The sequence below is a fragment of the Nocardia brasiliensis ATCC 700358 genome (assembly GCF_000250675.2).
In the GTDB taxonomy this organism is placed as follows: domain Bacteria; phylum Actinomycetota; class Actinomycetes; order Mycobacteriales; family Mycobacteriaceae; genus Nocardia; species Nocardia brasiliensis_B.
Window position 1 is genome coordinate 9,202,638 of sequence record NC_018681.1, and the last position, 13,072, is coordinate 9,215,709.

Annotated in this window: 13 protein-coding genes; 6 read left to right on the forward strand and 7 right to left on the reverse strand. The window is 69.1% G+C overall.

Annotated features, from left to right (window positions below; all coding sequences use genetic code 11):
- Positions 1-23: 23 nt before the first annotated feature.
- The 4 genes from O3I_RS41225 to O3I_RS41240 are packed head-to-tail and all read left to right on the forward strand — an operon-like array spanning position 24 to position 5,239.
- Positions 24-1,337 carry a hypothetical protein gene (locus O3I_RS41225; RefSeq protein ID WP_014989016.1) on the forward strand — a complete coding sequence of 438 codons (1,314 nt, stop codon included), beginning with the start codon at positions 24-26 and terminating at the stop codon, positions 1,335-1,337.
- Positions 1,337-2,455, forward strand: coding sequence for a hypothetical protein (locus tag O3I_RS45870; RefSeq protein ID WP_014989017.1), 1,119 nt, complete (start codon positions 1,337-1,339; stop codon positions 2,453-2,455). Before O3I_RS41225 ends, O3I_RS45870 begins: the two co-directional genes overlap by 1 nt.
- A gap of 1 nt (position 2,456) precedes the next feature.
- Positions 2,457-3,983 carry a tetratricopeptide repeat protein gene (locus tag O3I_RS41235; RefSeq protein WP_014989018.1) on the forward strand — a complete coding sequence of 509 codons (1,527 nt, stop codon included), beginning with the start codon at positions 2,457-2,459 and terminating at the stop codon, positions 3,981-3,983.
- Entirely contained in the window at positions 3,980-5,239 is a 1,260-nt protein-coding gene (locus O3I_RS41240; protein WP_014989019.1) for a CHAT domain-containing protein, read from the forward strand. Before O3I_RS41235 ends, O3I_RS41240 begins: the two co-directional genes overlap by 4 nt.
- Here O3I_RS41240 and O3I_RS41245 read toward each other — a convergent pair.
- Positions 5,236-5,523, reverse strand: coding sequence for a hypothetical protein (locus O3I_RS41245; RefSeq protein ID WP_014989020.1), 288 nt, complete (start codon positions 5,521-5,523; stop codon positions 5,236-5,238). The two genes, O3I_RS41240 and O3I_RS41245, sit on opposite strands and share 4 nt — an antisense overlap.
- Positions 5,524-5,651: 128 nt before the next feature.
- Positions 5,652-6,491: an alpha/beta fold hydrolase gene (locus O3I_RS41250; protein ID WP_041563196.1), complete on the reverse strand. Its 840-nt coding sequence runs from the start codon at positions 6,489-6,491 to the stop codon at positions 5,652-5,654.
- Between the two features lie 122 nt (positions 6,492-6,613).
- Here O3I_RS41250 and O3I_RS41255 point away from each other — a divergent pair, with 122 nt between their 5' ends.
- Complete coding sequence (locus O3I_RS41255; RefSeq protein ID WP_014989022.1) at positions 6,614-7,387, forward strand: AAA family ATPase; 774 nt, start codon at positions 6,614-6,616, stop codon at positions 7,385-7,387.
- 45 nt (positions 7,388-7,432) lie between these two features.
- Positions 7,433-7,768: a hypothetical protein gene (locus tag O3I_RS45265; protein ID WP_141691841.1), complete on the forward strand. Its 336-nt coding sequence runs from the start codon at positions 7,433-7,435 to the stop codon at positions 7,766-7,768.
- Positions 7,769-7,834: 66 nt separating this feature from the next.
- Here the strand turns inward: O3I_RS45265 and O3I_RS44385 are convergent, their stop codons facing one another.
- From O3I_RS44385 to O3I_RS41285, 5 genes are all read right to left on the reverse strand, one after another.
- Positions 7,835-8,131: a hypothetical protein gene (locus O3I_RS44385; RefSeq protein WP_081594256.1), complete on the reverse strand. Its 297-nt coding sequence runs from the start codon at positions 8,129-8,131 to the stop codon at positions 7,835-7,837.
- A gap of 158 nt (positions 8,132-8,289) precedes the next feature.
- The gene (locus O3I_RS41270) at positions 8,290-9,015 is read right to left on the reverse strand and encodes an amino acid ABC transporter ATP-binding protein (protein ID WP_014989024.1); all 726 of its coding nucleotides are present in this window, start codon (positions 9,013-9,015) and stop codon (positions 8,290-8,292) included.
- Between the two features lie 4 nt (positions 9,016-9,019).
- The gene (locus tag O3I_RS41275) at positions 9,020-10,816 is read right to left on the reverse strand and encodes an ABC transporter substrate-binding protein/permease (protein ID WP_041563198.1); all 1,797 of its coding nucleotides are present in this window, start codon (positions 10,814-10,816) and stop codon (positions 9,020-9,022) included.
- Positions 10,817-10,986: 170 nt separating this feature from the next.
- Complete coding sequence (locus tag O3I_RS41280) at positions 10,987-11,781, reverse strand: LLM class F420-dependent oxidoreductase (protein WP_014989026.1); 795 nt, start codon at positions 11,779-11,781, stop codon at positions 10,987-10,989.
- A 104-nt stretch (positions 11,782-11,885) separates the two neighbouring features.
- Positions 11,886-12,824, reverse strand: coding sequence for a tellurite resistance/C4-dicarboxylate transporter family protein (locus tag O3I_RS41285; protein WP_202804912.1), 939 nt, complete (start codon positions 12,822-12,824; stop codon positions 11,886-11,888).
- Positions 12,825-13,072 lie beyond the last annotated feature (248 nt).

Sequence of the window (13,072 nt, forward strand, 5' to 3'; positions counted from 1 at the left end):
GTCGAATGCGACGACCGCGCGCCATGGTGCTCGACGAGGTGTGGCGCAAGCTCGACGGAGTGGCACCGCTCAGCGGTCCGCACGGCGGGCCGTTGCGCCGCACGGTGAAACTCGTGCTCGATCCGCTGGTGATCCGGCCCGTGCAGCATCCGCTCTGCGCCGGCCCGATCCTCAGCGCCGACGGCGCGGTGCTGCTCGCCACCCGCGTGCACGCCGCCGCGGACGTGCTGCGCGCGACCGCGGCCTGGTTCACGCTGCTCAAGCAGGTGCGCCGAGCCCTGCGGATCACCGAGGGGAACCCGCAGGACCTGTACTTCCAGCGCTGCTTCGAACTCGCGACGACGGCGGGCCCGCCAGACGCGGTGCGCGACCGCGCGGTCGCCGAGGCGACACTGCGCGATGTGCACGATCTCGCGGCGGGCCGGACCACCCAGGCCCTGAAGGAGTATGTCGCACAACGCACGACCGAACTCGCCGGCTTGATCGAAATCGCTTGGCGGCGCAGGCCGTTGACCGGCCCGACGGGCGGTGACCACACCGCCGCGATCGTCGAGCTGCTCGACGCGTGCGCCGCCGCGCGGCAGGGGCAGCATCGGGACAACGGTCAGGCGAGGCTGGACCGGCTCGTCGCCGCGCACGCGGGCACGCACGCCGGGATCCGGCTGTGGCAGGACGAATCCGAATGCTCCGCAGGCGAACTCGGGCTCACGGTGCACCCCGTGCCGCGCCCGCCCGCCGTCGGTGTCTCGGCCTCGACGGCCACCCTCGGCCTGCCGTTCGATCGCACCGTCTACGAGCGCGTGTTCACCGCACTACAAGCCTCGACCGAACGCGCCGATCTACCACCGATTCCCGAGCTGGTGCGCGCCGAGATCGCTCGAAGTTGTTCACCTTGGGCGCTTCTGGATGAAACGCTGCGGGTGGCGGCGTCGACCGGCGTCACGCTGGCACAGGGTCTCGCGCCGATCGGCGGGCAGCATGCCCGCGGTCCGGAAACCGCTGCGCACCGCGTGATCAACAGCCGGTGGCGGCGGGAAGCATATGTGCTGCAAGCCCGGCGGCTGGTGGTCCGCAGCGCCACCACGCCGCCGCCCGGCGGACCGCTCGCCGCCATCGCCGCGGAGTTGTCCACACCGTGGCGGCCTTACCTGCGGCGGCTGTGGGTTCGGCTGCACGGCCGGGATGTCCGGGAGTACGCGGTCTACGACCCGGACGAACTGTGGGATCTGCTCGACGGTGTCGCCCGCTCGGTCATCCTCGATCACCGCACCAGGGTCAAACAGGCGTTGAGTGTCATGGCGGCCGAGCCGGATTCGACCGAATCGAGGGCGAGCTGATGAACGATGCGGTGCGCATCCACCGGACCGAAGACGGGCTCGTGGTGATCGCCCCAGCCGGCGCGCCGACCGTCCTCGACGCGGCGGCGCGGCTGGACGTGACCGTGCTCGAGGTGCTGGGCGGGCATCTGACCTGGAGCCTGCTCGACGGCGGGCCGCTACCCGCCGCGGTGCTCGATCGTGCCGACCTAGCACAGGAGTGGTTGTGGGCGGTGTTCGGCGAACCGATCGCCCTCGCCGTCGAAGCGGGCGACGACGTCGAGTTGCCGGCCGCCCCCGAATTGCCGGAGCTGGTGCTGAGTGCGTGGCGGCTCGCCTACGCGCACTGGGCCGCCCGCTGGTGGCCCGCGTCCGTCCTCGACGGAATCGCGCCGCTGGACGAGCGGCTCCTGCTCGACGAGATCGCCGTGCTCGGCGCGGAATGCGAGATGCTCGTCGACGGAGCCGACCAGGCGATCGAGGAAGTGGACTTGCCGGTGTACGCCGGGCGCGCCGAGGACTACGCGTTGGCCGCCGGACCCACCGCCACGCCGAGCGGCGCGTTGGTCCTCGCCCGCGGCAGCACCGGCTGGGATTGGCGCTGCTGCCCACCCGGCCTGCTCGACGCCTCCGAACGCGCGATCTCCTGGGAAGTCCGGCGCGAGGGCGGCCGCACCACCGTCTCCGTACGCGCCGTCGCTGCCCCCGGGCTGCCCGCCGAGGTCCCCGAACATCTACACCCGCACGCCGCGATCCACACCTCCACCGGAACCATCGAAACAACCTTGGCGCCACACGGTGACCAATGGACTGCCGAGGTAACGGCACCCGACGCAGCGGATACCACTGTGCGCGTCGCGGTTTCAGTGCCGGGCGTAGGCGATGTCGACTCCGGCTCGGGCGGCACCGAGCCGGACAACGGATCGAGCGGCAGCCTGCCGAATAGCGGCGGGACAAGCGAGAACGCGGCGAGCAACGCCAGGGCGGAGCACGGATTGCACGGCGGCGCGCTGCACGGTGCGGAGATGCGGCACCGCATAAGGGATTTCGCTGCGGCGCGCCTGCGCGGCACGACCGACCCGGACGCGGCCCCCCTGGCCGCCGAAACCGCAGCCGCCGCTTCGGATTCGGACTTCTGACATGGCCGAGCCGACACCGGATGACGGGCGCGCGCTGCTTGCGGCGGGGGCGGAGGCGTACACCCGCGGTGATACGGCCGGGGCGCTGCGTATTTTCGAGGATGCCGCGCGTAACACGACCGGGGATGTGCGGATCGGGGCGATCGTCAACGCGGCGAGTATGGCGGACGAACTCGGGGAGCATGCGACGGCGTTGCGGCTCTATCAGGAGGCGTTGGCGGCCATGCCGGAGGACGCCCCGCGGTTGCGCCCCAACGCGCTGGTCAACATGTCGCAGGCACTACAGCATCTCGGCGAACTCGACGCCGCGCAGGACGCTTTGGAGCAGGCGCGCACACTGCTCGCGGCGAGCACCGATCCTGATCAAGGTGTGCTGCGAGTCGCCTGCCTGCTGTCGCTGACCGCCGTCGCGCTGCATCGACAGCACTGGGCCTACGCCGCCGAGCTGGCGCGTGAATCACTGGACGCGGCACAACGATTCGCACCGCAGCTGGCCGGGCATCCGCTGATGAACCTGGCCGCCACGTATTTCGAGACCGGCAGGCGCGAGCTGGCCATCGACTTCGCCCGGCAAGCGCTCGCCGCGTTCGATGCGGCCGGCGACCGCAACGCCGTCGCCGAGACCCAGCAGAATCTCGCCACCATGCTGGTCCGGCTGGAGCGCCTGGACGAGGCCGAGCCACCGTTGCGGGCCAGTCAGCAGTATTTCGAGCAGGCGGGGCTGGGCTACCGGGCAGGCATCGGGCTCAAGACCCTGGCCTTCCTCGCCGAGGGCCGCGCTGATCTCGCCCAGGCGCAGGACCTCTACGAGCGCAGCCTGGCCTACTTCGTCGAGTCCGGCGCGGTCCTGGACGCCGCTGATCTGCGGATGCGGTTGGCGACAGTGGCTTTCAAGAACGGGCGAGTCGCAGAGTGCGAGGCGCTGCTCGCGCAAGCTTTCAGCGCGTACGCCGAACGCGGCCTCGGATTGCACTGCGCCCAACTCGACTACTGGTACGCGACGCTGTTGGAAGGAGCGGTCACGGCTGCGGAGTCACCCTCGGCGGAGCTGCTCGCCAAAGCCGTCGACGTGGCCGTCCCGGCGGCGCTGGCCATCGACGCGGTGCGGTACACCCTGCCCAACGGCAATCAGCGAAACCAGTGGAATCGGCAGATCGCCGACCCTGCCATGCGCTTGGCGTTCCGCTTCGCCTACCTTTCCGGCAACGGCTTGCTGCTCGCGGACTTGATCGAAACCCAGTGCGCGGGAACGACCTTGAACGTCGGCCGAGCCGAAGACACCGCCGCCGCGCGCCTACCGCTGGAGTTGTTCGAATTGCCCGCCGCGGCGGCGGCGCAGCCCGGCGTCGACGCACTACAGCTCGGTGCCGCGCTGGCCGAGGTGGCGGCCGAGGCAGGACTGCCGGTGTCCCCGCCGCCACGTTTGGCGCTGGCGGCGGAGGGCCGGATCGCGTTGGACCCCTACATCGCCGCCGCCGAACAGCGGTACGGCCGATTGATCCGAGACAGCAAGGTACTCACCGTATGACGGCACAGCCGACGGTCCTGGTGCGCATGGCGGACGCGGGCGATGTATACATGTCCTGGCGCTGGCCCGACGGCACCGCGGCGCGTGGCGCGGCCATGCTGCCCGGCGAAGCGGTGCTCGACGCGGTCCGACGACTGACCGATGCGCTCCCACACCCGGAACAGCCGGGCGGGCTGGAACATGCCATGACATCCGGCCCGTTCGCCGCGCTCGATACCGAATACCTGGTCGCCCAGGCGCTTTCCCGTGCACTGCTCCCGCAGGGACTCGCCGCCCAGCTGTACGAGCTGTATCGGCAAGGCGTTCGGCCGCATATCCGCCTGCAACCGTCGCCGCGGGTGGCGCAGGTGCCGTGGGAACTCCTCGCACCGGCACCCGACCTGCGCCTGATCGATATCGCCGACATCAGCCTGCTGGCTCCGGCCGGTATCGTGCAGGCGCCGGGCCGCACCGCCCGCAGCTGGGCTCGGACGCGGCGCGAACCCGTTGTCGCCGTGCTCGATCCGCGCGTTCCCGGCTTCCGCGCGGACTCGATCCTCGGCTCGGTGCTCGGCCGGATGCCCGAGGACGCCCCACTCACCCGGCGTATCGCCGACTACGCGGCGCAGGGTCGCCTGCAGCCCACAGTTGGTGCGCCGACCGAGATCTTCCGCCGCACCGACCTCGATCGCACCTGGCTCAGTGCGACCCTGCGCGCGGGCGCGAGCAGGCTCGTCTACGTCGGCCATGTCACCGCCGCGCCGCCCGAGTCGGGCCAGAGCGAAGCCGCGCGACTCCATCTGGCCTGCACCGCGGACACACTCGGTTTCGCCGCACCCGATCGCACCCATCGGCCGTTGTCCGCCAAGGACTTCCTGCTCGGCACCCACACGCTGACCGCGGAACCCGGGAACGGCCGGGATCTTTGGCCCATCCCCAGCCGGGTCGCGCTGATCGCCTGCGAGAGCGGCGGCGACCTGCGTTTCACCGAGGCGCTCGGCCTGACCGCGGCCATGATCAACGGCGGCGCCGAGTTGGTGACGGCGAGCCGCTGGCCACTGCCCACCGATCTCGCCTTCCACCGGATCGCCGGCGCCCCGCCGGACGCCCATCCGCTCCAGCAGGCGATCTGCGCGATCGACGCGGCGCACGAAGCCGAGGACCCGGTCACCGCGCTCGCCGAATGGCAACGCGCGCAATTGAACCGCTGGCGCAGCGACGGCGCGATCGAGCACTCGCCGCTGCTCTGGTCGGCCTTCGCCACGCTGCGCGCTTAAGCCCGGCCGCGGACCGTCCGGACCACCGTCGGATCGACGCCGAGCACGTCGAGCATCTGCGAGATGGACATCGCCTGCACCTCGCCCGCATAGTCCGGTCGCGACGCATCGGCCAGATCCGCGTACTGGTGCAGCCGTTCGTAATCGGCCATCGTCATGATCACCGCGATCTCGGTGTCGCCGTCGGTGACGACGGCGTCCGCGCCGGTTGCCACCACTTCGCGGACGACCGCCGCGACGGCCGGCGGCAGTTCGTGCAGAGTGCGCGTATTCGAGTTGGGCATGCTCCGCATTCGGAGCGGCGTGCCCCTTTGGATCGGCGTGTCACCGATTCGTTAACACAATCGTCCGGCTCGTCCCGGCGACCGGGGAGCGCGCTCGCGAAAAGGTTGCCGGGCGAAGGGCTCCCGGCTCAAGACCGATGGGCGAGCAGGTGCTGCATGATCAACCGGGTCAGGTCCTCCGGTGCCTGCTCGGGGATCCAGTGCGAGACGTCTTCGAGCATTTCGAAGCGATAGGGACCGGTCACGTATTTCTCCGTGGCGAGCGCGGCGGTCGATCCGATGACGCTGTCCTCGGTGCTCCACACGTACAGCGTCGGCACCGTGACCTCGCCGACCCGGCCCGACAAATGCGCGGCCCGATACCAATTCAAGGCCGCCGTCAGCGCTTCCGGCTGACTGAGCCGCTCCACGTAGTGGTCGACGCGCTCCTCCGGGACCTTCCATTCGAAGAGCCGCCGCAGGCCGATGGCATCGTCGGCGAGCAAGGCGCGTTCCGCGGTCCGCGGCTCGCGCAGCCGCGCGACGTATTGGGACCGCAGCGCCTGATCCTCGTCCTCTTTCATCGCTTTCAGCAGCGCGCCGGGATGTGGTTGCGAGACCGCGGTGAACGTGCGCAGCCGCTCCGGGTGCGCCGCCGCCACCGCCCAGCCGACGTACCCGCCCCAGTCGTGACCCACCAGATCGAAACGCTGCCAACCCAATTCGTCCGCGATCGCGAGCACGTCGCCGACCAGCTCTTCGACCCGGTACTCGGCCGGTCGTTCCGGCCGCACCCCCGCGGAATACCCCCGCTGATCAGGTGCCACCACATAGCACCCGCCACCCCCGAGCGTATGCAGCTGGAACTCCCACTCGATGGCCCCCTCCGGAAACCCGTGCAACAGCATGACTTCCCGCCCCCGCACGTCCCCGCAGGTCAACACGTCGAACGTCCCCGCCCCCGTAGTAATCTCCGTCGCCTCGATCACCCGACCGACTCTAGATCCTCCACCCCACCCCGCCGCAGCCCAACGCCCCACGGCGGCCCCGTAGTAGAACAGTTCCGTGGCACGTACGGTGATGTCGTGGGTACCGGACGCGGAGGACGCTGGTGACGGATGACCGTTTCGCATCGCGAGGTGGTTTCATCCGGCGCGTTCTGCTGCACCCGGACACGGTCACCGATCACTATCCGTTCACGTTGCCGGCCGTGCGGTATCTGGCCGAATCCCAAGGCCTGCCGTTGCCGCCTGGAGTCACGTTCCTGACGGGCGAGAACGGTTCCGGCAAGTCCACGCTGCTCGAGGCGATCGCGGTCGCCGCCGGATTCAACCCGGAAGGCGGAAGCCGGAACTTCCGGTTCGCCACCCGCGCCACCGAATCGTCGCTGGGTGACCATCTGGTCCTGCAGCGAAGCATCCACAAGCCGCAGAACAGCTTCTTTTTGCGGGCGGAGTCGTACTACAACGTGGCTTCGGAGATCGAGCGACTCGATCGCGGCGGCGGGCCGCCGCTGTTGCCCGCCTACGGTGGCGTCTCACCGCACGAGCGCTCCCACGGCGAATCGTTCGTCGATCTGGTGCTGCATCGCTTCGGTCCGCGTGGGCTGTATCTGCTGGACGAGCCGGAGGCGGCGCTCTCGGTTCGTGGCTGCCTGGCGGTGCTCGCGCGCTTCGCAGAACTCGCAGAGCAGGGCAGCCAGATCGTCGTGGCCACCCACTCCCCCGTGCTGCTCGCGCTCCCGGGCGCGACCATCCTCGAGATCGCCGACGACGGCACGATCAGCACCGTGGACTACGACGACGCACTCCCGGTGCATCTAACCCGCGACTTCCTCGCCGCCCCAGAAAAGTTCCTGCGCCATCTGCTGCCCGGCGGGCGGTAGCCGGAAGGGCGCGGTGCCGTCACCGGCTCGGCGCGGAAAACGGCTGTGCGGAACGAGGATCCGCTTGATACGGTGTCCGCAGAGGGTTGGGTGTCTATGGTTCGAAAGTTCGTTGCCGCGAAAGCGCTCGGCTTTCTTGCCCTCGTTTCCGTTTCTACCGCGCTGGCCATGCCGGACGAGACTGAACCTGCGCGGACAACGGTGCGCACGGAGAACACCGCCGATATCGACTGGGATCTGGTGGTTCGCGCCTTCGATACCGAACGGGATTGCCGATCCGCCACGGCGGCCTATCGCCGGCCCGGCAACGTCCCCGTGTGCGTTCCACACGAGACGAAGACCAGCGGAACCCTGTGGCTACTGCTGGTGTACCACCTGTGACCCGGACGCCGTAGCCGAAGCCCGGCCCGCGGGGACCGGGCTCGGCCGGTTCACGGACGGGCGAACTCAGTGTTCGTCGTAGTGGCCGTTGTGGGCGGCGTGGCGGTGGCCGTCGTGCAGGTAGTCGACGTGGTCGCCGTGCTGGACGGACTCGTGGCCGCAGCCTTCGCCGTGTTCGTGGGTGTGGTCGGCGTGCTCGGTGTGGCCCGACGGCTCGCACTCGTCGTAGTGGCCGTCGTGTTCGCGATGCAGGTGACCGTCGTGCGCGTAGTCGACATGGTCGCCGTGCTCGACCGCGGTGTGCCCGCAACCGGGGCCGTGCGCGTGCTCGTGCTCGGTGTGCTGCATATGCGCTGTCGTCATCAGTTTTCCCTCTTTCCCAGCATGGACAGATGGAACTTGTGATCGTCAACACATTAACATGTGCGCATCAATGAAGGTTGCTGAGGGTGCGCCGGCCCCGCCCCGAACCGTGGCGTCCGACGCGCTGCAGGAACGCGGACGCCACGGCATCGGAGACGTTAGAGCACCTGCGACAGAAAACGCTGTAAGCGTGGCGTCTGCGCGTTGTCGAACAGCGCGTCGGGCGTCCCGGTCTCCACCACCCGACCTTCGTCCATGAACACCACGCTGTCGGAAACCGTTCGGGCGAAGCCCATTTCGTGGGTCACCACGATCATCGACATGCCCCCCGAGGCCAGGTCGGCCATCAGCGCGAGCACACCCTTGACCAGCTCGGGGTCCAGCGCCGAGGTGGCCTCGTCGAAGAACATCACCTCCGGCTTCATCGCCAGCGCGCGGGCGATCGCGACGCGCTGCTGCTGCCCGCCGGACAGGTTCGCCGGCCGCGTGTCGACCTTGTCGGACAACCCGACGATCTCGAGCTGTTCCACCGCGAGCGCGCGAGCCGCTTCCTTGGACAGCCCGCGCAGCTTGCGCGGGCCGAGCGCCACATTGTCGGCCACGCTCTTGTGCGGAAACAGGTTGAAGTGCTGGAACACCATGCCGATGCGCTGGCGCAGCTTGTCCGGGTCCTCGGTGAGCACCGACGCGCCGTCCAGCAGCACGTCGCCCCGGTCGGGCTCGTGCAGCCGGTTCAGCACGCGCAGCAGCGTCGATTTGCCCGAGCCGGACGGGCCGATGACCGTGGTGGTCTTGCCCGCGTCGACGTGGATATCGATCCCGCGCAGCACGTGGTTGTGCCCGAGCGTGAGATGCAGTCCGGTACCGGTGAGGGAAGCACTCATGGGTCTACCCGCGCCCTTCCGTGATCGTGGCGGTCTCGACCGGGTCGATCGGCCGGTCCGGCCCGCCGGTGCGCATCCGGCGGTCGATGTAGTTCACCAGGTGGGTGAGCGGGATGGTGAGCAGCAGGTAGACCAGGCCCGCGGCGACCAGCGGGGAGAGGTTTCCGGTCTGCGCGTTCAGGTCCCGGCCGACCGCGAACAGCTCACGCTGGGTGGCGAGCAGGCCGAGGAAGTAGATCAGCGACGAGTCCTTGATCAGCGCGATGAACTGGTTCATCAGCGCGGGCAGCACCCGCCGCACGCCCTGCGGGATCACCACCAGCGTCATCGCCTGCCGGTAGCCGAACCCGATGGCGCGGGCCGCCTCCAACTGGCCGGCCTCGACGGACTGGATACCGGAGCGGAAGATCTCACCGATATAGGCCGAGGCCAGCAGGGCCAGTGCGACGGCGCCGAGCCAATACGGATTGTTCCCGGTCACGTTGCGCGCCACCGGCCCGATGCCCAGGCCGATCAACAGGATGATCACTACGGCGGGCAGGCCGCGGAAAATATCGGTGTACACCCGGGCGGGCCAGCGCAGCCATCGCGTCCGGGAGATGCCCGCCACCGCGAGCAACATGCCGAGCACGGTGCCGAGCACGCCCGAAACCACCGCCAGGATCAGCGTATTCGGCAGACCGGTCTTGAACAGGTCTGGAAAAGCCTTGCGGTACAACGACCAATCGAAGAACGTGTCCTTCAGTTGTTGCAGTGTGGATTTCGGCGCGCTCTGCGCGGTGTCGTCCGGCTTCTGCTGGGCGGCGAGGGCGGCGAAGTCGGGCAGCTGCGGCAGCGGCGCGGCCTTGGAGCCCGGCTGCCAGCCCGGCGGCAGTTCGCGCGGCACCCAGTCCTGGTAGAGCTTGGCGTAGGTGCCGTCGGCGATCACCGCGTCGAGGCCGCTGTTGAGCGCGTCGATCAGCGGCCGGTTGTTCTTGGCCACCGCGTAGCCGACGAAGTTGTCCAAGCTGAAGGTGTTCTGCGACACCGTCGTTCCGTCGCCGGGCTTGATCGCGCCCGCCGCCTGCGCCGACGGCGCGACCCAGGCGTCGACCTGGCCGGACTTCAGGTTCGCGTAGGCGGTGTTGTAGTCGGGGAACTTCACCGGATCCAAATGCAGTGTGTTGACCACGAACTCGTCCTGCACCGTGCCCTGCACGACCGCGATCCGGGTGCCGCGGTTCAGGTCCGAGAACCCTTTGATCGCACTGTCGGCCGGCGCGACCAGCGAGAAGTAGCCGAAGTCGTAGCCATTGGTGAAGCCGACCAGCTGCCTGCGCGCATCGGTGGTGGTGATGTTCGACGAGCCGACGTCGAAGCGCCCGCCCGCCACCTGCGCCAGCAGCCCGGCGAAATCGGTGCCCGAGAACTCCACCTGCAGACCGAGTTTCGCGCCGATCGCGCGCAACAGCTCGTTGTCGAATCCGGTGAAGGCGCCCGCGCCGTCGACGCAGATGCTCGGCGGCGCGTCGGAGAGCGTGCCGACGCTGAGCTTGCCCGGCGTGATCAAGCCGAGCTTCGAGACGTCGATCGCGGAGACCGGCGCGGTGGTCGCGGTGGTGTATTTGTCCGCGCCCGCGGTCTGCGCCGACGCCAGGTTGGTCGGCGCGGCCGAGGCCGCGCTCACCCCGGGCGGGGAACACAGGTTGCGCTCCGAGGAAGCACCATCGGAGCCGGAACCACACGCCGTGGCCGCGAGACCGACGGCAAGCAATATCACGGCGATCAACGCACGAGACCGCACAGCGGGCAGACCAGCCATGATGGACAACCCTAGCGGCGCGCGGGTTGCTAACCCGCAGCTACCCCAGGGGCACCCGGAACGGGACAAGTCGGACCAGGACCGCACGGATACGGCTCAGCGTGATCCGAATTCCGCCGCGCTACGACCGTCCCGAACCGGCAATCGGGCTCCGACCGGGCAGAACCGGCTCAGGCGAGCCCGCTGACCTGTTCCGGGTTCACCTCGTCGCGCCAGCGGATCGCGCGTTCGGCCTCACTGAGGTCGTAGTCCGGCCCGTCGACGCCGATAGTGAAAGTAGACACACCCGCCGCGACGAAGGCGGGCGCCTGCGCGCGCCCCGGCCACTGCACGGAACGCTCGATCCGCGCGTCGTCGGTGCCGACGGCGCCGCAATGCTCGGCGAGCACCTTGTTCTTGTGCGCGAGTTCGTCCAGACCGGAGAAGCTGTGCCACATGTGCGCGTACTCGGCGACCAGGCGCAGCGTCTTACGTTCGCCACCGCCGCCGATGAGGATCGGGATCTCGCGGGTCGGCGCCGGGTTCAGCGCACGCAGCCGGGCGGTGAGCCGGGCCATGTTCTCCTTCAGCAGCGCGAGCCTGCTGCCCGCCGTGCCGAAGTCGTAGCCGTACTGGTCATAGTCCTTCTGGAACCAGCCCGCGCCGATGCCGAGGATGAGCCGGCCGTCGCTGATGTGGTCCACCGTGCGCGCCATGTCGGCGAGCAGATCCGGGTTGCGGTAGCCGCCGCCGGTGACCAGTGCGCCGAGCTCCACCCGTTCGGTCTGCTCGGCGATCGCGCCGAGCATGGTCCAGCACTCGAAGTGCGCGCCCGCGGGATCGCCGGTGAGCGGATAGAAGTGATCCCAGTTGAAGACGATGTCCACACCCGCATCCTCGGCGCGGCGCACCGCGTCGCGGATGAGCCCGTACTTCGGGGAGTGCTGCGGCTTCAGCTGCACTGCGATCCGAACCGGCCGGTTCATCCTTGCGCCCCGATGATTCGTTCCCTCATGGCAACGCTCCTCCTCGACGTCGGCGGCAATTCCCCAGACCGAGGCTACCCGCGGCCGACGGACCGGCGCAGCGTTCAGGCGCGATGCGGCTGGAAGGTGCTGCGGTCGGTGAGCAGGACCGCGAAGGTCAGCACCCAGGCGCCCACCGCCACGACCAGCAAGAACTCCCCCAGGAGGTGCAGTGCGGGCACACCCACGGCCGCACCGGTGGACAGGGTCGCGACGGCGGTCATGCCCAGCGGGAAGACGGTGGCCCAGCGCCGGATGTCGTAGCCGGGTCGCGGGCGCACGACCTCGGCGACCATCAGGACGGCGTAGCCGATCAGGTTGAGGCCCAGCACGATCAGCGCGACGACGCGCAACAGCCCGTGCATGCCGCCGGACAGCTGGTGGGCCGCAACGAGTTTCGATGCGGCCAGGGCCGAGATGGCCAACGCTCCGGTGGCGATCCATTGATCACCCGCCCCGGTCCACACCTGTTCGACATCGAAATGCACCAGGGCTGCGACGTAGAGCAGCAGCCCGAGCGAGAAGAACACCGACGCGGCGAGGATCAGCCAACCGCCTGCCCCGGCGAGCGCCAAGGTACTCGCCAAGACAGCCAGACCCTGCGTCGAGACGCACACCAGGAAAACGACACCCGGCATGCGTCGCCGGGTATGGCGCAGCACGCCGTGTAACAGCAACGGCCACAACAACATCGCTCCGAGGAGCAGCACCGCCGCCAGCGCGGGCAGACCCAGTTGCGCGATCCGGCTGCCGAGCACCGTGGTCGCCGCGACACCGGTGAGCGCGGGCGGGGTATCGGCCTCGGCTGTCCAGCGAGCGCGATTGCGCAGCAACCGCTCCGCGAAATCGAACACCAGCAGCAGCCAGACGAGCACGGCCAGCGCTAGCAGGACCCAGGACACGACCTCGAAGCCGATCAGGTGCAGCCCGATCGACACGATGCCCGTGGCCATCACGAACGACCCCGCCGCGGGCGGTAGTTCACGCCACCATCGCTGTGCCACGCCAGTATCACAACTCGAGCGCTCGCCCCTGGTCAAACGACTGGAGAGCAACTGCTTCCGAGGGTTGGGCCGCATCGACAGGCAGCGCCGAGCGCTCGATTCCACCAGCGCCGAGCGCTCGATTCCACCAGCGCCCAGCGCCCGATCCAACCAGCACCCAGCGATCGATTCCGCGCGAACTCGAGCATTTCGAGCAGGAATCGCGCAGAACCAGTAATATCGCGGGTCAACCCTTACTCGGATCGTCC